Origin of the sequence: Flavobacterium sp. LHD-85, assembly GCF_030929595.1 — a bacterium.
Lineage (GTDB): Bacteria > Bacteroidota > Bacteroidia > Flavobacteriales > Flavobacteriaceae > Flavobacterium.
In genome coordinates, this window is the sequence record NZ_JAVFVR010000004.1 from 243,888 (window position 1) to 264,305 (window position 20,418).

Consider the following 20,418-nt stretch of genomic DNA (forward strand, 5'->3'; position numbering starts at 1 on the left):
GTTATGTTAAATTTAATAAAATATGTCCTTTAATAATTTATAATCATTCTAAATTTCTGTTACTGAAATAGTTAGACATAAAAGTCACAAAACTTACAATCGTAATTGTACTCAACGGCATAATGATTGCCGCAACCAACGGAAGCAGATTTCCTGTAACCGCAAATGCAAGTCCGACAACATTGTACAGCAATGACAACGCAAAACTCATTTTTATAATCAAAATTGCTTTGTGAGAAAGCTTTAAAAAGTAATTGAGACGTGAAAATTCTGTTGCATCCAAAATGGCATCACATGCAGGCGAAAAGACATTTACATTTTCTGATATCGAAATCCCAACATTGCTCTGAGCCAACGCTCCGGCATCATTTAATCCATCTCCTACCATCATTACATTTTGCCCTTTTTCCTGAAGTTTCTTTATATATTCAAGTTTTTGCTCCGGTTTTTGATTAAATATCAATTCGGTACCTTTTGGCAGAATAGCTTCTAAATTTGATCTTTCGCCATCATTGTCACCAGAAAGCACTTTTATTTGGTAATCTTTGCTCAGATTGGTGAAAAGTTTTTCTAAACCTTCTCTATACTGATTCTGGAAAGTAAATTTTCCAAAATACACTCCTCCTATTTTAATATGCAATGCTGTTTTTTCAATTTCTGAACCATCCGCAACTATATCATCTACAAATTGTCCTGAACCAACTCTAATTTCTTTACCCTCAGCAACCGCTAAAATTCCTTTTCCCGTAATTTCTTGGAAATCTTCTATATTAATTCGTTTAGCTTCTGGAAGAAAATCATAAAGCATTCGGCTTAACGGATGATTCGAACCTCGCAATACATTTTTAATCAATATAATATCTGAATCTGAAATAAAGTTTCCTTCATATCGTATATTCGACTTTTTATTGGTTGTAATGGTTCCTGTTTTATCAAAAACAATCGTATCAACTTTAGCAAGTTGCTCAATTACAATAGCATTTTTTAAGTAAATTTTCTTTTTACCCAAAATTCGTAATATGTTTCCAAAAGTAAAAGGAGCAGTAAGAGCCAACGCGCAAGGGCAAGCTACGATTAGCACCGCTGTAAAAACATTAAAAGCAGTATTTGCATCTATAAAAATCCAATAAACAAAACCAGCAAATGCAATGAGCAATAATATGGGGGTAAAATATCGGCTTATCGCATCTGTTATGGTTTTGTGTTTTTGGTCTACTTTTTTCTGAAAGATTTCGTTACTCCACAATTGAGTCAAATAACTTTGAGAAACCGAATGCAAAACTTCCATTTCGATCACTTTACCGATCTGTTTGCCTCCCGCAAAAACTTTATCTCCAGACTTTTTGGTAATCGGCACTGCTTCTCCTGTAACAAAACTATAATCTATTTCGGCACTTTCGCTTATTAAAATTCCATCAACAGGAATAAGCTCCTGATTTCTTATTAGCAATCGGTCTCCTTTTAGAACATCGTAAATAGCTACATTTTCTTCTGAAGCATCTTTATTGATTTTGGTAACGGCGATGGGAAAATAGGATTTAAAATCCCTTTCAAAACTTAAAAAACTATAGGTTTTAATCTGAAACATTTTGCCAAGAAGCATAAAAAATATCAAACTGGCCAAACTGTCAAAAAATCCTGGACCATGATCCATCAGCATGTCGTATGTGCTACGAATAAACATCACGATAATCCCCAAAGCAATCGGAATATCAATATTAAGCATTCTAGTTCTAATACTATGATAAGCAGAAACATAATATCCGCTTGCTGAATATAAAAATGTTGGCAATGCCAGAAGGAAAATAAGCAATCTGAAAAACGGCTTGTAACTATCGAGCCAAAACTCTTTCATTTCAAAATATTCTGGAAATGAAAGCAACATAATATTTCCAAAACAGAAAAATGCAACACCCAATTTATAAGTTAAACTTCTGTCAACTTTTGCTTTTGCAGTTCCGTAATTTTCTAAACTAATGTAAGGTTCATAACCTATAGAACTTAGGAGATAAACTATTTCTTTTAAAGAAACCTCATCAGAATTAAAGGTAATTCTAACTTTCTTCTCATGAAAGTTAACTTGAGAAGTGCTAATTCCTGACTGAAGACGATTTAGATTTTCTAATATCCAAATACAAGAACTGCAATGGATATGCGGAATATTTAATGAAGCAATCGATGTGTTTCCTTCTTGAAACTCTAAAACCTTTGCAAGTATGGCTTCATTTTCTAAGAAATCATATTTCCCTTTGATGTCTTGCGGAGTGGCGCCTGGAGACTTTTCAAAATCATAATAAGATGTTAGGTCATTGATGCTGAAAATTTCGTAAACTGTTTTACAGCCTGTGCAACAAAACTTCTTATCATCAAAATCAATTTCTTCATTTTGTTCAATAGTTAAACCACAATGAAAACAACTTTGCTCCCTCATAAACTTGTTTTTATTTGATGCAAATTTCCAATTAAAGCACAATTATTAAGATGATAATTGTCATGTTATTTTGAAATCAGATTCCTAAATTTATAAAATAAAAAGCTCAAATTAGAGTTAACCCTAATTTATAATAAATTTACCTTATAAAGGTGGTTAAAACCCTTAAATATCCTTATTTTTGCAGCAAACAAATATTGTCATGAATAAATGTGATCAATGCATTGTACGCCAGCTAAGCTCATTAAAAGCCCTTAATAAAGAAGAAGTTATTAAATTAGCCAGCAGTAAAACGACCTATAAAATTAAAAAAGGCGAAGCTCTTTTTGAAGAAGGTGAAGTAACCAATGGCGTTTTCTGTGTAAAAGACGGCGTTGGAAAACTTTCAAAATTGAGTGCAAACGGAAAAGATCAAATTGTAAAATTGGTTAAATCTGGCGAACTTCTTGGACAGCGCTCTATGATTAGCAATGAGCCGGCAAACTTAACCGCAAAAGCGATTGCCGACATGGAGGTTTGTTTTATTCCTAAAACTGAAATCATCAATTTCTTTAATACTAACAATCAATTTTCTTTAAATATGATGCAGTCTGTCTGCGAAGATTTAAAGGAATCTGAGAACGAAAAAATTGCCTTAGTTCAAAAAACTGTTAAACAGAGACTTGCTGAAACTTTACTGCACTTGCATGATGAATTTGGCGAAGATGCTGACAAAACACTTAAAGTTCAACTAACAAGAGAAGAACTTGCTGGTATTATTGGTACCGCTACAGAAAGCTGTATTCGTTTATTATCTGATTTTAATAAACTGGGACTAATAGAGTTAGTTGGTAAAAAAATCATGCTAAAAGATGTTCGAGCATTAAAGAAATTAGCCGATAACTAAAGTTTTTTAGCCTCATTCCAGAAAACATCCATTTCTGTAAGCGTCATATCCATTAAAGGTTTTCCTAATTCGTTTGCTTTACTTTCTAAGTATTGAAAACGTTTAATGAATTTTTTATTGGTTCTTTCTAAAGCGTCTTCTGGATTTACATTTAAGAATCTTGCGTAATTAATCATAGAAAACAAAACATCTCCAAATTCATCTTCGATTTTGTCTTGGTTTCCAGATTTTACTTCGTCTTGCAATTCTTGCAATTCTTCTTGGACTTTATCCCAAACCTGATGAGGTTCCTCCCAATCAAAACCCACTCCTTTTACTTTATCCTGAATTCGGCTTGCTTTGACCATTGCCGGAAGACTTCTTGGAACGCCTTCTAAAACAGATTTCTTGCCTTCTTTAAGCTTCAGTTTTTCCCAATTTTGTTTTACTTCTTCCTCATTTTCCACCTTTACATCTCCATAAATATGAGGATGGCGATGAATCAATTTATCGCAGATTTCATTGCAAACATCGGCAATATCAAAATCATTGGTTTCACTGCCTATCTTGGCGTAGAAAACAATATGAAGGAGTAAATCTCCTAATTCCTTTTTAACTTCATTTAAATCATTATCTAAAATAGCATCTCCCAACTCATACGTTTCTTCGATCGTTAAATGTCTTAATGTCTGAAGGGTTTGTTTTTTATCCCAAGGACATTGTTCACGAAGTTCATCCATGATATTCAATAATCTTTCAAATGCTTTTAACTGGTTTTCTCTGCTCATTTTGAAGTTTCTTTTGATTTAAACTCGATTCTGTAAAATTAAAAAATCCTGTCAAGAAAACATCTCAACAGGATTATTTTATGTTTAAAGAAAATTACTATTCTTCTTTTTTAGCTTTTGCTTTTTTAGCTGCTGGAGCTTTTTTTGGTTTTTCTTCAGCAACTGGAGCTTCTTCTTTAGGTTCTTCGGCTGCAGGAGCTAAATCTGTAACTAAACCTTTTGCTTGAAGCGTGTTGTACCAGTTTAATACTTTTTTGATATCTGATGGGTAAACTCTTTCTTCGTCGTAATCAGGAAGAATTTGTTTAAAATAAGCAGACAAAGTAGCATTATCTTCTTTATGAGAGATAGCTTGTCCTTTGTTTTCTTTAACGGCAATCTGCTGCATTACTTCAGTTAACGGTTTTTCGCCTTCATAAGTATAAATCGAAATTTCAGACAATAAACTTACATTGCTTTTTAGATTTACAGTAATCTTCTTCCCATCAATTAATGATTCCGCCACAAAACCTGTACGAGTTTGTACTTTTAATTCGTATAAACCTGGTTTTCCTGAAATGGCTAAAATTTTCGTTAAATTCATTTTTATTAAAATTAGTATTAAGAATTTTATTTATTTTTTGTTTCTAAGGATTTAGAAAACTTATCTTGCTTTTTTAGCTGCAAAAAATTTCATTCTATATTCTTGAGACGTTTTTCCTTCAGTAATGTTTTTCAATTTCTTTTGGATCAAACGCTTTTTAAGAGAAGAAATTTTATCTGTAAACAATATTCCTTCAATATGATCATATTCGTGCTGGATAACTCTCGCTATTAATCCGTCAAATACTTCCGTTTTCATAACGAAATCTTCTTCACAATATTCGATTGTAACAGTTGGTTTTCTGTAAACGTCTTCACGTACATCTGGAATACTCAAACAGCCTTCATTAAATCCCCACTCTTCTCCTTCTTCTTTAACGATTTTAGCATTGATAAAAGTCTTCTTAAAGCCTTTCAAATCTTTTTGTTCCTCTGAAGGAAGATCCTCATCATCACTAAAAGGCGTTGTATCTATCACAAACAAACGAATTGGCAGTCCAACCTGCGGTGCTGCAAGTCCAACTCCATACGCATTGTACATGGTCTCGTACATGTTTGCGATCGTTTCTTTTAGGTTTGGATATTCTGGTGTAATATCTTGTCCTACTTTTCTTAAAACAGGATCACCGTATCCTACAATTGGTAAAATCATTTGTTTTTATTTATGTTTTAATGTGCTGCAAAAACAGAATTAAAGTTCTGATATTTCAGCTGGCAAAAATAGTAAAAAATAGTCAATGAATAATTCTTATACAGCATTATTCGCATTTTTTACTCGATGCTAAAAATCTCATCCATAATTATGCCAAAATCATTCCTACAATTCTTACCTTTGTTAGTAAACCTCTTTTTATGATTGATAGAATTTCGAAATTTACTAACAGTACTTCCTTCCTCAACGCCTCTAAAGTAACTATTGCTTCTGTTGTTCCTGTTTTAGTTTTAAATTTTCTTGGTCATTTTGAAATCGGATTTACAATTGCGCTTGGCGCATTTTATACTTATCCCAGTGATATTCCGAGTTCTCTCAGCCATAAAATAAAAGGATTAATTGCCGCTTCATTTATTGTTTCTGGTGTTAACCTTTTGGTGAATCTCGTTTATCCATTTCCTATACTTTTCTACATATTTTTAGGATTTTTGTTGTTTTTATGCTCTATGATCTCGGTTTACGGACAACGAGCAACTTTGATTTCCTTCTCTGCCCTATTATCAATTTCTCTATCATTTGGGCATTTGCATGAAGGCTGGGAGGCTTTTGAATATTCAGGCTTTATTTTTATTGGTGGAATCCTATATTTAATAGTGTCTCTAGTTTTCCATTTTGTACAGCCTTATAAATATGTAGAATTACAAATTGCCGAAGGAATAAAACTTACTGCCAAATACCTAAAACTTAGAGGTGACTTATGGAGTCCCGAAGCCAACAGAAGAGCCATTATCGAGAAACAGCTAGCTGTACAGGTAGAATTGAATCTTATTCACGAAGATTTAAGAAAAATGCTTATCGGAAACCAGAATGCATCGGGAACTACAAGCCAGAATCGAAAAATGCTTTTGGTTTTTATCACTTTAGTTGAAATTCAAGAATTAGCACTATATACTTCTTTCGACCACAGCAAGCTTCATGAAAAATTTGCCAAGCATCCTGATGTTTTAAGAACGTATCAAAATGTGGCTTACAAATTGGCCTCAACTCTAAAAAAACTCTCAAAAAATGTCAGTCATATTAGTGTTTATGTTGACAAACATGATTTGAAAAATGAATTGGATGCACTTGAATTTGCCATTTTCGATTACGAAAAATCATTAGGAAAAGAAGATGCCGCAGAAGGTGTTTTAATGCTAACCAATATGCTGAAATACGCTAAAAATCAGGTTGGAAAAATTAAAATCATTCAGCGTGCACTTTCTTTGGCAATGCAATCTTACAAACTAAAAGATCAAGACAAAGAGCTTGAAAAATTCTTAACGCCACAATATTATCCGCTTCGAACTTTAATTGAAAATTTAAGTTATTCTTCTTCGATTTTCAGACATTCGATACGGTTAACCATTACTATTTTGATTGGTTTTCTTCTCGGACAAGTGCTTCCATTTCAAAACGTATATTGGATTCTACTCACCATTGTAGTAATCATGCGTCCTGGTTATGGTTTAACAAAAGAACGTTCTTACAATAGAATGTTTGGAACTGTTTTAGGAGGAATTTTAGCTTTCGGAATCGTGTCTGTTATTCAGAATCACGTTGCGCTGAGCATTTTTTCTATTATATGTATGCTTCTTGGAATTTCATTTACACAAATCAATTATAAGATAAGTGCAACATTCGTCACGATGTATGTTGTTTTTATCTACGGAATTCTAACTCCAGACATTAATGAAGTAATCCAATACAGAATATTAGATTCACTTGCAGGGGCAATTTTAGCCTTTATTGCCAATCAGTTTCTGTGGCCAGCTTGGGAATTCATCAATACCCCTATCCATATTGAGAACACCATTCGAGCCAATAGAAATTACCTAAAAGAGATTGCGGATTTTTATAATAAAAAAGGAGAAGTTCCTACTTCATATCGTTTAGCACGAAAAAATGCCTTTGTAGAAATAGGAAATTTAATGACTTCTTTTCAGCGTATGATGCAAGAGCCTAAGTCAAAACAAAAGACAATGCCTTTAGTAAATAAGTTAGTGGTTTTAAACCACTCTTTATTATCCGCTCTAGCATCATTATCAACTTACATTCAGTCACATCAGACCACTTCAGCGTCTGATTCTTTTAATTATATTATTAAAACAATTTTAGCCAATTTAGATCATTCTATTTCTGTTCTGAGAAATGAAGTTGTGGTACAGGATACTTTTTTTGAAAAAGAAGATGTGACTTTACAGTTTGAAGAGTTAAAGCGCAGGCATTTTACACGTTTAGCAGAAGATGACGACCTTGACAAAGAAACACGTCAGGCCAAAATGCAGGAAGCACAAATGGTTATTGAACAATTAATCTGGATGAGCAATCTAGCAGAAAAGATTCTAAAAAATACAACCGACCTAAAAGCAACAAATCCAGATTAATTCATCTGGATTTGTTTTTTTTATTGAAATGTAGAAGCTTAATTTAATTTTAAAACTTCTGCTGTTTGTTTTCTAAGCTGTTCCAAAAGTTCTGGCTTATCGTTTAAAGTCTGTCCGTAAGACGGAATCATTGTCTTTAATTTTGCTTGCCATTCTGGTGTTTTAATTTGATTGGTAAAACATCTGCTTACCAAATCAACCATAATTGCCACAGCTGTTGAAGCACCAGGAGAAGCACCTAATAAAACTGCTAAAGTTCCGTCGTGCGTATTGATAACTTCTGTACCAAACTCTAAAACGCCACCTTCTTTTTCATCTTTTTTGATAACCTGAACACGCTGGCCTGCCTTTTCTAATTTCCAATCTTTAGAACGTGCTGTTGGCAAATATTCGCGCAAAGCTTTCATTCTATCTTTTGGAGACTGACGCACCTGCTCTATCAAATATTTCGTTAATGGAATATTGTGATATCCTGCCGCCAACATCGGAATTAAGTTGTTACGTTTAATAGATAATGGCAAATCTAAATAAGAACCATTTTTTAAGAAACGCGTTGAGAATCCTGCGAATGGGCCAAAAAGAAGTGCTTTTTCACCATCAATTACACGAGTATCAATATGAGGAACAGACATTGGAGGAGCTCCAACACTTGCTTTTCCGTATACTTTTGCTTGGTGTTTTGCAATTACCTCTGGATTTGTACATTTCAGCCATTGCCCGCTTACAGGGAAACCGCCATATCCATTTCCTTCAGGAACATTTGCTTTTTCTAATAAAGGAAGAGAACCTCCTCCTGCACCAATAAACACAAATTTAGTATATGCTTTACGAGTATTTCCTGTTGACAAATCTTTAATTTTAATTCTCCAAGATTTATCTTCACGCTGTCTTAGTTTTTTAACTTCGTGATTAAAGAACAACGAAACACCGTCTAATTTTTCTAAGTAATTGAACATACTTCTTGTTAAAGCACCAAAATTAACATCGGTACCAATTTCCATATGTGTCGCTGCTAATTTCTCATCGGCAGTTCTACCTTCCATTACCAATGGCATCCATTTTTGAAGCTGTTCAAAATCGGTACTAAAAGTCATTTCGGCAAAGATTGGATTGCTGTGAAGCGCTTCGAATCTCTTTTTTAAATAATCTACGTTTTTATCTCCCCACACAAAACTCATATGAGGCACGCTTTTAATAAAATTATCCGGAGACGGCACTTTATTCTGCTGTACTAAGTAAGACCAAAACTGGCGAGAAATCTCAAATGATTCTGCGATACTTATTGCTTTTTTAGGATCTATGCTTCCGTCTGCCTTTTCTGGAGTATAATTTAGTTCACAAAAAGCAGAGTGTCCTGTTCCGGCATTATTCCAAGCATCAGAGCTTTCTGCTGCGGCAACATCTAATCTTTCGTAAATTTCAATTTTTATATCTGGTTGTAATTCTTTCAAAATTACCCCAAGAGTGGCACTCATTATTCCAGCGCCAATGAGTACTACATCACTATTTGAACGTATGGTTTCGTCAGGCATAACAGTATTTTTATTTAAAGTGCAAAGGTACTTTTTTAATTGCAAAAAAAAACTAATTTTTAGATGATAAAAGTTAGGATTTTCTAAAAACCATTAAATTATAAATAAAAAATACGACAAAGAGCGCTATTTTTTTGCGGAAAGATAATCTTGAAGCAGAATTGTGGCAGAAATTTCGTCTATTAAACCTTTGTTCTGACGCTGTTTTTTACTTAAACCACTGTCGATCATGGTTTGGAATGCCATTTTTGAAGTAAAACGCTCATCAACACGAATCACTTTCATGTCTGGAAAGATATTCGAAAAGTGTTTTGCAAAACCATTAATCACAGAAGCACTTTCAGATGGCTGGCCATTCATTTGTTTAGGTTCGCCAATCAAAACCGCTTCTACTTTTTCTTTAGCAAAATAATCTTTTAAAAAGTCAACCAAAGTATGAGTAGGAATCGTAGTTAAGCCCGAAGCAATAATCTGCATTTCGTCTGTAACTGCAATTCCTGTGCGTTTTTGTCCGTAATCTATTGAGAGGATTCTTGGCATGTTTTGAAGTTTTTATAAAAGATTAGAAAGTAAAATTATAATCTTTTAAAGAGAGTCTTTATATTTTATAAAACCGAAAATGAAAACAATGTTTTTATCGGTATCAACTTCATAAACAGAAACGTAACCTTTAAAAACATAATCCCTAATATTTTCATCATCAAAATATCTTGATTTTTTAAAGAGAAAAGGATGTTTTAAATCTTTTTTAATATTTCTTAACAAATCTTTTCTAAACTTTAGCGCTGCTCTAGGTTTATCTTTATAAATATAATGAACTTGTTCTTTTAATAATTTTAAAAATTCATTCGAAATTTTAATTGTCATATTCCGAAAATGTATTGTCTAAAATTGAATCCACTTCATCTATTGAAAACAACTTTTCATTACCACTTTTTAATTTAGCATAAGCTGCATGCACTTTTCTTTTATCATTTTCAAAATCAGAATCTTCTTCAATAATTGTCAATTCACTAGGAGAAAACTCACTTAACAACTTAAGTACTTTCTCTCTTATTTCTGGCTGAAATTCTAATCTAATCGCTTCCATAATGCTTTCATTTTACAATACAAATATAAACCTTTTTAGATTCATGTTTTTTAAATTAAACTTAAAAACAAAAATCCGCCCTGAAAACTCAAGACGGACTTTTATCCAAATATTCAAACCTAAAAAATAACTCAATTTATCTTCCGAACAAGCGGCTGAAAAAACCTCTGTGTTCTTCTTCCTCTCCTGCATCCTCCTCTTCAGAATAATTAGCAAACTTAGATTGTGACTTTTCATGTTCGTAAATCAGCTCCTTAATATATTCAACGTAAGTTCTTTTTTTCTCTTCTAAGAATCCGATCAAATACTTTTCGCTAAATTCTACTCCGCTTGCTGCTTCGATTTGTAATAGCTTTTTATACAAAGGCTCAATATGCAGCGCAATTACTTCTTGCGGTACGGCTTGTCTTCTTCCGAAATAATTTACAATAACGTCGTTTTCATCGCGGGCAATTTCAAAATCTGTAATTACCCAATAGTATCTTCCAGACTTTGCAAGGTTTTTTACAATAGCGTGAAAGTTTTTCCCATTTTTAAGATTTTCCCAAAGCACTTTAAAAATTACTTTTGGCATATCGGGGTGACGTATGATATTATGAGGCTGCCCCATTAATTCATAGTCTTCGTAACCGCAAACATCTACAAATACTTCGTTGGCATATTCAATAATACCATATGCATTTGTTTTACTCATGATAACCTGAGTTTTGTCCCAGCTTACTTCTTTATCTATAATTACTCTGTTTTGAAGGTGATTTTCTTGATTCATATTTTACTGCTTATATGATTATTTATGGAATGGAATGTTGATCAACACTGCGAAATTAAAGCGAAGAAAAAGCAGAAATCCTGACTTTTGTCATATTTTGATATAAAAAAAACTTTTAGCGGTAATAACATCAACCCAAAAAACCTATAGGTTCCATTAGTCTTACAAATAAGAAACAAAAAGTTAAATCTGTAACATTTTCAAGCTGTTTTGCTTTTTTGCATTTCTACAAATACGTTATCTTTGCCAAAAAATTAAACGTATGAATTCTTTACAGACTATAATCGAACAAGCTTGGGAAAACAGAGCTTTATTGCAAGAAACTACAACTACAGATGCCATTAGAGAAGTTATCGAATTGGTAGACGCAGGAAAATTACGTGTTGCTGAACCAGTTGGTGACAAATGGCAGGTAAACGAATGGGTTAAGAAAGCAGTTGTAATGTATTTCCCGATTCAGAAAATGGAAACATGGGAATCTGGTATTTTTGAATACCACGACAAAATGTTGCTAAAAAGAAATTATGCTGAAAAAGGAATTCGTGTGGTGCCAAACGCGGTTGCGCGTTATGGAGCTTACATCTCAAGCGGTGTAATCTTAATGCCAAGTTATGTAAACATTGGTGCTTACGTAGACGAAGGAACAATGGTTGATACTTGGGCAACTGTAGGAAGCTGTGCTCAAATTGGTAAAAACGTACACTTAAGCGGTGGTGTTGGTATTGGTGGTGTTCTTGAGCCATTGCAAGCTGCTCCAGTAATTATTGAAGACGGTGCTTTTATTGGATCTCGTTGTATTGTTGTTGAAGGTGTTCACGTTGGTAAAGAAGCAGTTCTTGGAGCTAACGTATGTTTGACAGCATCTACTAAAATTATTGATGTTACGGGTGATGAGCCAGTTGAAATGAAAGGTTACGTACCAGCTCGTTCTGTAGTTATCCCAGGAAGCTACACTAAGAAATTTGCTGCTGGAGAATTCCAAGTTCCTTGTGCTTTAATCATTGGAACTCGCAAACCATCTACAGATTTAAAAACTTCTTTAAACAATGCACTTCGTGAATACGATGTTGCTGTATAAGTTTTAGAAAGTCTAAATAGTAAAATCCAAATTCCAATTGATTATTTATATTGGAATTTGGATTTTTTTTGCTTCAATTTGTAGTCTCTTAATACAATATTATTTTTCATGAAGATACTTGTAATCCAGCAAAAAATGATTGGAGACGTTTTGGTCAGCAGCATTATTTGCAACAACCTTAGAGTTGCATATCCAGATGCACAAATCGACTATTTGGTTTATGCCTCAACAACACCGGTTTTAGAAGGAAATTCAAGCATCGACAATATTGTTTTGTTTGAAGAAAAACACCGAAAAAGTAAAAAGGAACTTTTAAAATTGGGACTACAGCTTCGAAAAGAAAATTATGATGTACTAATTGATGCCTATTCAAAACTAGAAAGCTGGATACTAGTTCTTTTAAGTGGCGCTAAAAGAAAAATTTCATACAAAAAACCAGGAAGAACATTTTTATATACCGACAATGTTCCGTTTGAACCTTTTCCTAAAACCAATTTAGGTTTAGCAATCGAAAGAAGACTTTCTTTATTAGAACCTCTTAATCTCACAATTGAGATAGATCCCATTCCTAAATTATTTGTTTCTGAAAAAGAAAACAAAGAGGCTATTGCATTATTTGAAAAACATCAGGTTCGAAAAGACAAAAAAACAATCATGATTAGTCTTTTAGGCAGTGAAAAACTTAAAACCTATCCTTTGGAGTTTATGGCTAAAGTGGTTGATTACATTGCCGACAACGCAGATGTGAATATTCTTTTTAATTATTTCCCAAAACAATTAGAAGAAGCAAAAATTGTTTTTAATACTTGCAAACCTTCTACGCAAAACAAGATTTATTTTGATTTATTAGGAGGCGATCTAAGATCTTTTATAGGTTTAGTGAATCAATGTGATGCTATAATCGGAAATGATGGTGGTGCAATAAATATGGCAAAAGCACTAGACAAACCTTCCTTCATTATTTTTTCTCCTTGGATTGAAAAGAAAATCTGGGCAACTTTTGAAGATGGAATTCAGCATCTTTCTGTTCATTTAAAAGATTATTGTCCCGTACTATTTCAAAATAAAACAGAGAAAATGCTTAAAAAAGAAGCTTTACCTCTATATCAAAAGTTTTTACCCGAATTTTTCGAAGACAGAATTAAATTGTTCTTAAAACAAAACGGATTTTAATTAACAAAATGATTTTCTCAGAAAAGCAGCACCTCACAGCATTAATCATTACGCATAATGAAGAACAAAACATTAATCCTGTTTTGGAAAATCTTTCATTTGCTGATGAGATTATTGTTGTAGACTCATTTAGCACTGATAAAACTTTTGAGATTGCATCTTCCTTTAAAAATGTAAAAACTGTTCAGCATATTTTTCAAAATTTTGCTGCACAACGAAATTATGCCCTAAGCCTAGCTTCAAACTCTTGGATTCTTTTTATAGATGCAGATGAGCGACTGACTCCTGAGCTACAAAAAGAAATTGAAGTAGCTATTAATCAAAAAAACACCATTTCTGCTTATTTCATCTATCGAACCTTTATGTTTAAAAACAAAAGATTGCTATTCAGCGGGTGGCAAACTGACAAGATTATTCGATTATTTAAGAAAGAAAATGCATTTTATAATGAGGAAAAAATCGTTCACGAAAAACTGATTATAAATGGCGAAGTAGGCAAATTAAAAACCAAACTTATTCATTTTTCTTACTCTGCTTTTGAAGATTACAAGAAAAAAATGATTCTTTACGGAAAACTAAAAGCTCAAGAAGAATTGGCTAAAAACACAAAGCCAAATTTCTTTCATTTCTATATTCGTCCAGCCTATCAATTTTTACATCAATACATCATTCGTTTAGGCTTTCTTGACGGAAAATCAGGATTAATTATCTGTTATTTAAATGCACTTAGCGTAAGCGTTCGTTTTCAAGAACTAAAAAAAATAAGATCTAAGACTGTGACTTCCAAAATTTAAGTTTCTTTTTTAATCTTTTCTTTTTGGCAAAACTTTCTTGAAAATCTTCTGTTGCCTGCCACATTTTCTCAAAGATTTCAGCTTCGCTTTTTTCTTTATAGAACTTAGCATATTCATTACTCATTACCGCAACCATTTCTTTCTTTGGCGTTAAACGGCTAAAGTTATTCATTCTTTGCTCAAAAGTCATATGCGGATGAAAGTTCATTCTATTTAAATCAACCAAAAAGAAAGCGTATTTATTGTCTTCTAGTTTCTTTACCAAAGTATTTCCTGGCGAATGATCTAAAAATTCCACTCCTTTTTCATGAAGCTCAAAACAAAATTTAGAAAACTGCCTTAAAATAACATCATGATTTGGATAGTCTGGAATTTCTACAAGCTCTCTATATGTCAATTCAGTTACCAAATGTTCGCTCACATAATAACTGTCTTTTAAACCAATAAAACTAAAATTTTCAAGAAAAGCTATTGGTTCTGGCGTACCAATTCCTTTTTCCAACAAAATAGTAGCATATTCAAAAGAACGTCTGGCTTTTGATTTTCTAAAATATTTGTAAGCAATTTTGTTTACGATATTAGGAATCTTGAAAGACTTTATGTTGATTGTCTTTTCGTTCAGTTCAAACAATTTTATTCTATTTCGATCACCATTTCCAAAAAGAATTCCTGTATTATTAAAACCTCTAATACTGTTTAGAATAGAGTCTGTATTGTTCTTGAAAATTGGATTTACTTTAAAATTCATCAGTATATTTTTATTAACTACAAAAATACATATACAATCTAACACTTCAAATTAATATTGTATTTTCGTAAAAAAAATAAAGGATGTCACAACAAAAGACTGTTTTTCTAGAGACTCACAACATAAATAATAGAGCTACTGGTTTAGGAACTTTCAATTATGAACTAATAAAAGGTTTATCTGAGTTAGAGTTTGAAAACTTAAAACTAACCTTAAACGCTACAGATACAAAACTTCTTGAAAGCGAGTTTGGAAACAAATTCAATTACAACAAGTACAGCAATTTATCAAGAATGAAATTCTTTAGAATTCGTAAAAAATATGACTTATGGCATTCTGTAAATCAAAACATAAAAGTTGAACCTTTTACAAAAACAAAGTATTTGCTTACGATTCACGATGTGAATTTTGCCGAGGAAATATCTTCAGACATTAATCATAAAAGAAACAAACTTTTTTTAGAAAAACTAAATAAAGCAACTGCTGTTACTTACATTTCAGAATTTGCAAAAAAACAAACACATCAATATTTTGATGTTCCAAACGTTCCTGAATATGTCATTCATAACGGAAATCCAATCACTGAATTTCTAGACCTATCTTCATACGCACCAAATGTTCCTACCGACAAGCCTTTCTTTTATACAATTGGTGATTTTATTGAAAGAAAAAACTTTGAATCTATTATCAATATGATGAAACTGATTAAAGATTACAATTTAATTATTTCTGGTAATAATGATAAAAAATACGGCGAAAAAATAAAACAGCTTATAAGTGATAATGGCTTAACAAATCAGGTTTTTTTAACTGGAAAAGTAACCGATCAAGGCAAGCAGTTTTTTATGAAAAATTGCACAGCATTTCTTTTCCCTTCGATAAGAGAAGGTTTTGGCCTACCGCCTATCGAAGCAATGAGTTTTGGAAAACCAACTTTTTTATCTGACAAAACTTCATTGCCTGAAATTGGAGGAGATGCAGCAAAATACTGGTCAGATTTTGATCCTGAATATATGAAAACAGTATTATTTGACGGATTAAATAGTTTTGAAAACAATAAAGCCGAAAAAGAATCGCTATTTAAGCAAAGGGCTGCAAGTTTTAATTGGAAAACAGCTGCAGCAGAGTACTTAAAAGTCTACAATGAGATTTTGATGTAAAATCATAAAAAAAACAATCAGTTGCTTTTAAGCCAAATAACATAAATTAAACCTATAAATTGCATTAGAAATAAATAATGAATATAACCCTAATAACCCTAGATAATTTAGGAATGAACGAACCCATTTCGTCAGCTCTAAAAAAACGAGGACATAACGTACGCCATATAAACTTCAGAGATTATAAGTACAAATATCCTTCTATTTTTCACAGGGTTTATAATTTTATTTTGAAAGCTTTTTTTAAAAAGAATCTAAAAACCATACATCACGGAAAAGAAATACTGAAAGAATTAGAAAAAAACCATGAGATTCAAGATGTAATTCTAACCATAAAAGGCGATTTTATTGATTCTGACAGTATTTTAAAATTTAAAAAATTCACTAAAAAATCGATTGGTTTTTTTAATGACAACATTTACCGCTGTCCAAAAATCAAACGAGTTATACCTAGTTTTGACGAAGCTTATTCATTTGAAAAAGAAGATTGTGCCAACTTTAATATGAATTTTGCTCCTAACTGGATTTACACAAAGGAGATATCTAATAAAGAAATTCCCGCAGAATATGGTGTTTTCAATATTAGTACAATAGACAAAAGGCTTTCTACCTTAATTCGAATTGCTAACGAATTAAAATCTAAAAATATAAACTTCAAATTTATTGTTTACGATAAAAAAAATGAGCCTAAAACAGGAACTGAAGGCATTACATATATTAACAAACATGTGCCTTTGCCTGAAGTAAATGATTACGCAGACCGTTCAAAAGTATTATTAGACATCCATAGAGATGGCCAGATTGGATTGACTTTTAGAATTTTTGAAAGCATAGGGCTCGAAAAAAAGCTTATTACAACAAATTACGATATTAAAAACTACGATTTTTACAATCCAAATAATATCCTCATAATAGACGAAAACAATCCTGTTATACCCGCTTCTTTTTTTGAAAATGAGTATGAAAAAATCCCAGAATCGATTTATAAAAAATACACTGTAGAAGGCTGGATTGATAATGTAATTTTCAAAAACAATACATTTAATATTTAAAACTAAATTATTGTTATACAACCTAATAAGCCTTCAGAATGTTATACAATAGAATTTTTCCTTCAACATCTCAAAAAACTCTAAAAAGCTTTTACAAGTAAAATGCATAACTTTGCAATCTTAATAGAGTATATATAATTGTAAAATGAACGAGGAAATCATCAACGCATACGAAGTAATCAAAAACGGAGGCATAATTTTATATCCAACAGATACCGTTTGGGGAATTGGCTGTGATGCTACAAACCCAGATGCTGTTGCTAAAATTTATAAATTAAAACAGCGCGCAGAAACACAAAGCATGATTGTTTTAATGAATGGCGAAAAGATGATATACAATGTATTTAAAAACATTCCTGAAGTTGCCTGGCAAATTTGGGATTTATCAGACAAACCAACTACATTAATTCTTGACGACGCCAGAAACGTAGCACCAAACATTATCGCTGCCGACAAATCATTGGGAGTTCGTTTGGTAAAAGAACCTTTCTGCTACAAATTGATGGAAAGAATGAAAAAACCTCTGGTTTCAACTTCTGCCAATATTTCGGGACAACCTACTCCAATTGCTTTCAAAGACATTAGTCCTGAAATTATCAACGGCGTTGATTATGTTGTGAAATTAAATCAAGATAAAATAAACGGAAAATCCTCTACGATAATTAAATTAACTAACGATTCGCAAGTAAAAGTAATTCGTAAATAGCTTTTTTTTTGTTTCAGGTTTCAGGTTTTTGAAAAAACTTTGAATATAGTTTTTACTGCAAAGCACATAAAGAAGCTTTTATTGAAAATCTAAATAGAGTTAAAAAAAGTTCGCAAAGCTTTATCAAAACAAACTTTGCGAACTTTTTCATTTTAATGGATCTTAAAAAATCTTAGCGCCCTTTTCGTAATTCTTTTTTCCCAATAGTTATCGGGATTGCGGTTAAAAAAACATAGCACCTTAGTATCTTAGCATCTTAGACCGTTTTCAAACTTTCAATAAGCCAATCGATATCTTCTTTGGTATTGTAGTGACTAAATGAAATTCGAAGATTTGGTAATTTTAAATCGGTCTCCGAAAGCATTTCATTTAAAACATGCGAAGGTTTTATACTTCCAGACTGGCAAGCACTTCCTCTGGAAACTGCAATTCCTTTCATATCTAAACTGAAAAGCAGCATCGATGTTTTATCTGATGAAAACGGAAGAATAATATTGATGATGTTATAGAAATCATCTTTCTTTCCGTTGATTTTAAAATCTGGAAAATGAATTTCCAACTGCTCAATCAGATATTTTTTTATACTTGAAATATAAGCTCTTTCTTCATCAAGCTTTTCATAAGAAATAGATAACGCTTTTGCCATTCCGGCAATCTGATGTACGGCTTCTGTTCCCGCCCGTAGCCCTTTTTCCTGTTCGCCTCCAAAAAGCAATGGCTGCAAACCAGAATTTTTTCGGATAAAAGCAAAACCAATTCCTTTTGGTCCGTGAAACTTATGCGCACTCGCTAAAATAAAGTCAACAGGAGTCTTTTGCAGGTCGATTTCTGTCTTCCCTACAGACTGAACCGTATCTGAATGAAACAAAGCATTGTATTGCTTGCAAATCAAGCCTACGCGATCTAAATCTAAAATAGTTCCCGTTTCATTATTTACATGCATCAAGCTAACCAAAGTCTTTTTTTCTTCGGCCAATAAATTAGATAAATGCGTTAAATCTAAACTTCCATCTGCATTTACATTCACATAATCAACCTGAATATTGTATTCTTCCTGAAGCGCCCAAACGGTATGGAGAACAGCATGATGTTCAATCTTTGAAGTAATGATTCTTTCTACTTTTAAATCTTCAACGGCAGAACGCAGAATCCAGTTGTCGGCTTCAGTACCGCCAGAAGTAAAAATGATTTCTTGAGCAGTGCAGTTTAAATGCTTTGCAATGCTCTTTCTTGAAAGTTCTAATATTGTTTTACCATTTCGCCCAAAACTATGTGTAGACGATGGATTTCCATAATCCTCAAGCATTATTTTGGTCATTTCCTGAATTACTTCAGGACGCATTGCTGTTGTTGAGGCATTATCTAGATATACTTTTTTCATTGCTGCAAAGTTAAGAAATATCAATTGTCAAATCTTAAATATCATTTGGCAATTTTTTCACTATTTTTGACCCAAATAAATTTTACGATGAAAAAATATGCTGCCCTCCTATTATTTGCTCTTTTTTTGAACGGATGCGATGATGGAGATTTAACTGTAGACGAAATAGACTTTGCGGATATTGAAACGTCACAAGCCTGTGATCCTACAACTAATGCTTTAATTTATAAATTAAAACCTCAGGAAGCTCTTTTACTTCAAATGCCAGAAGGAGCAATCATCAATGACAACGGTACCAAAATATACACAATAGATTCAAAAGGCACTGGTGCGTATCGAGTAGTTTACAGAGCCTATGATGGAACTGTTGCGCAAGAAAACATTTGTGGTACGATACCGCCAAGCATTCCTAAAGTAACCGAAGAATGGAATGGAATTGATGGAATAATAGAAATTACAACTAAACAAATAGACCCAGCCAACAGTAATAATGATGGAGGAACCCGAATTACAGGTTATGAACACACAATTGTTTTTAGAAATATTACGTTTGCTAAACCAGCAGGGAACCAAACTGAAGCGGAGTTTATATTTGGGACATATAATACTAACGTAACTCCAGCCGATTTAACTTTCAAAACTAATCCGAATGGTTCGGCTTATGAGTGTGACGAAGTTGCTAGAGTTTACAATTACAACAATACATTTTATTTATCTATTGATGATATCGATCCTGCATTGTTTGTTAATGACATTACTCCAAGCAATCAGCCTCGTACAAGTTTAATTACAGAAACACAAAATAAAGTGTTTTATAAAACTGCAAAAGAAGGAACTGGATCTATAACACCAGTTTTTATTTGTGCCAAATTACAACCGTCAGCACCTGTCATTGAAGAAACTTGGACAGGAGAGCTCGGCAAGCCAAATGAAAGCGGAATTATTGAAGTAACCACTACAAAAACCGGACAAGTTTTTGAGCATACAATAGTACTTAAAAATGTGATTTTGAAAAAAGGAAATAGTAGCTTTAAATTGGGAAGCAGTTTCGTTCTTGGAAAAATTACCAGACCTGCAACAAACTAAAAAAGTAGATTTCCAAAAAGAAATCAACCAAACTAATTCTTACAAAAAAACGTCTGTTTTTTGAGATGATTTTACAAATAAATCAGAACAAAAACAGACGTTTTTTTA

20 protein-coding genes are annotated in these 20,418 nt (G+C 32.6%); 9 read left to right on the forward strand and 11 right to left on the reverse strand.

Annotated features, from left to right (window positions below; genetic code table 11):
* Positions 1-43: 43 nt before the first annotated feature.
* Complete coding sequence (locus RB618_RS08825; protein ID WP_308068415.1) at positions 44-2,431, reverse strand: heavy metal translocating P-type ATPase metal-binding domain-containing protein; 2,388 nt, start codon at positions 2,429-2,431, stop codon at positions 44-46.
* Between the two features lie 202 nt (positions 2,432-2,633).
* On the opposite strand from RB618_RS08825, the gene RB618_RS08830 reads away from it, so the two are divergent.
* Positions 2,634-3,317 (forward strand): Crp/Fnr family transcriptional regulator, encoded by a 684-nt coding sequence (locus RB618_RS08830; protein WP_308068416.1) that lies wholly within the window; start codon positions 2,634-2,636, stop codon positions 3,315-3,317.
* Here RB618_RS08830 and mazG read toward each other — a convergent pair.
* The 3 genes from mazG to def form a co-directional block, all read right to left on the reverse strand.
* Entirely contained in the window at positions 3,314-4,084 is a 771-nt protein-coding gene (mazG, locus tag RB618_RS08835; protein WP_308068417.1) for a nucleoside triphosphate pyrophosphohydrolase, read from the reverse strand. The two genes, RB618_RS08830 and mazG, sit on opposite strands and share 4 nt — an antisense overlap.
* A gap of 97 nt (positions 4,085-4,181) precedes the next feature.
* On the reverse strand, positions 4,182-4,667 hold the full coding sequence (locus tag RB618_RS08840; RefSeq protein WP_095930921.1) for a DUF5606 domain-containing protein: 486 nt from the start codon (positions 4,665-4,667) through the stop codon (positions 4,182-4,184).
* A 60-nt stretch (positions 4,668-4,727) separates the two neighbouring features.
* Complete coding sequence (gene def, locus RB618_RS08845; RefSeq protein ID WP_008462650.1) at positions 4,728-5,318, reverse strand: peptide deformylase; 591 nt, start codon at positions 5,316-5,318, stop codon at positions 4,728-4,730.
* A 200-nt stretch (positions 5,319-5,518) separates the two neighbouring features.
* Between def and RB618_RS08850 the strand changes: the two genes are divergently transcribed.
* A complete protein-coding gene (locus tag RB618_RS08850) occupies positions 5,519-7,741 on the forward strand; it encodes an FUSC family membrane protein (RefSeq protein ID WP_308068418.1) in 2,223 nt (740 codons plus the stop codon).
* Positions 7,742-7,779: 38 nt separating this feature from the next.
* Here the strand turns inward: RB618_RS08850 and RB618_RS08855 are convergent, their stop codons facing one another.
* From RB618_RS08855 to RB618_RS08875, 5 genes are all read right to left on the reverse strand, one after another.
* Positions 7,780-9,273 (reverse strand): malate:quinone oxidoreductase, encoded by a 1,494-nt coding sequence (locus RB618_RS08855; RefSeq protein ID WP_308068419.1) that lies wholly within the window; start codon positions 9,271-9,273, stop codon positions 7,780-7,782.
* 126 nt (positions 9,274-9,399) lie between these two features.
* Positions 9,400-9,813 carry a Holliday junction resolvase RuvX gene (gene ruvX, locus RB618_RS08860; protein ID WP_111366660.1) on the reverse strand — a complete coding sequence of 138 codons (414 nt, stop codon included), beginning with the start codon at positions 9,811-9,813 and terminating at the stop codon, positions 9,400-9,402.
* Between the two features lie 45 nt (positions 9,814-9,858).
* Positions 9,859-10,140 (reverse strand): type II toxin-antitoxin system RelE/ParE family toxin, encoded by a 282-nt coding sequence (locus RB618_RS08865; RefSeq protein ID WP_308068420.1) that lies wholly within the window; start codon positions 10,138-10,140, stop codon positions 9,859-9,861.
* A complete protein-coding gene (locus RB618_RS08870) occupies positions 10,130-10,363 on the reverse strand; it encodes a hypothetical protein (protein ID WP_308068421.1) in 234 nt (77 codons plus the stop codon). The genes RB618_RS08865 and RB618_RS08870 overlap by 11 nt, the downstream gene beginning before the upstream one ends.
* Positions 10,364-10,499: 136 nt before the next feature.
* A complete protein-coding gene (locus tag RB618_RS08875; protein ID WP_111366666.1) occupies positions 10,500-11,132 on the reverse strand; it encodes a PAS domain-containing protein in 633 nt (210 codons plus the stop codon).
* A 262-nt stretch (positions 11,133-11,394) separates the two neighbouring features.
* Between RB618_RS08875 and RB618_RS08880 the strand changes: the two genes are divergently transcribed.
* From RB618_RS08880 to RB618_RS08890, 3 genes are all read left to right on the forward strand, one after another.
* On the forward strand, positions 11,395-12,210 hold the full coding sequence (locus RB618_RS08880) for a 2,3,4,5-tetrahydropyridine-2,6-dicarboxylate N-succinyltransferase (protein WP_177210156.1): 816 nt from the start codon (positions 11,395-11,397) through the stop codon (positions 12,208-12,210).
* A gap of 108 nt (positions 12,211-12,318) precedes the next feature.
* Positions 12,319-13,383 carry a glycosyltransferase family 9 protein gene (locus RB618_RS08885; RefSeq protein ID WP_308068422.1) on the forward strand — a complete coding sequence of 355 codons (1,065 nt, stop codon included), beginning with the start codon at positions 12,319-12,321 and terminating at the stop codon, positions 13,381-13,383.
* Between the two features lie 8 nt (positions 13,384-13,391).
* Positions 13,392-14,177, forward strand: coding sequence for a glycosyltransferase family 2 protein (locus RB618_RS08890; RefSeq protein ID WP_308068423.1), 786 nt, complete (start codon positions 13,392-13,394; stop codon positions 14,175-14,177).
* Here the strand turns inward: RB618_RS08890 and RB618_RS08895 are convergent.
* Positions 14,152-14,925 (reverse strand): Kdo domain containing protein, encoded by a 774-nt coding sequence (locus RB618_RS08895; RefSeq protein WP_308068424.1) that lies wholly within the window; start codon positions 14,923-14,925, stop codon positions 14,152-14,154. The two genes, RB618_RS08890 and RB618_RS08895, sit on opposite strands and share 26 nt — an antisense overlap.
* An 83-nt stretch (positions 14,926-15,008) precedes the next feature.
* On the opposite strand from RB618_RS08895, the gene RB618_RS08900 reads away from it, so the two are divergent.
* From RB618_RS08900 to RB618_RS08910, 3 genes are all read left to right on the forward strand, one after another.
* On the forward strand, positions 15,009-16,085 hold the full coding sequence (locus RB618_RS08900; protein ID WP_308068425.1) for a glycosyltransferase family 1 protein: 1,077 nt from the start codon (positions 15,009-15,011) through the stop codon (positions 16,083-16,085).
* A 77-nt stretch (positions 16,086-16,162) separates the two neighbouring features.
* On the forward strand, positions 16,163-17,137 hold the full coding sequence (locus tag RB618_RS08905) for a hypothetical protein (RefSeq protein ID WP_308068426.1): 975 nt from the start codon (positions 16,163-16,165) through the stop codon (positions 17,135-17,137).
* A gap of 145 nt (positions 17,138-17,282) precedes the next feature.
* Positions 17,283-17,843: an L-threonylcarbamoyladenylate synthase gene (locus RB618_RS08910; RefSeq protein WP_308068427.1), complete on the forward strand. Its 561-nt coding sequence runs from the start codon at positions 17,283-17,285 to the stop codon at positions 17,841-17,843.
* A gap of 256 nt (positions 17,844-18,099) precedes the next feature.
* On the opposite strand, the gene RB618_RS08915 is transcribed toward RB618_RS08910, so the two are convergent.
* Complete coding sequence (locus RB618_RS08915) at positions 18,100-19,224, reverse strand: cysteine desulfurase family protein (RefSeq protein ID WP_308068428.1); 1,125 nt, start codon at positions 19,222-19,224, stop codon at positions 18,100-18,102.
* 87 nt (positions 19,225-19,311) lie between these two features.
* Between RB618_RS08915 and RB618_RS08920 the strand changes: the two genes are divergently transcribed.
* On the forward strand, positions 19,312-20,310 hold the full coding sequence (locus RB618_RS08920) for a hypothetical protein (RefSeq protein WP_308068429.1): 999 nt from the start codon (positions 19,312-19,314) through the stop codon (positions 20,308-20,310).
* The last annotated feature ends 108 nt before the right edge of the window (positions 20,311-20,418 follow it).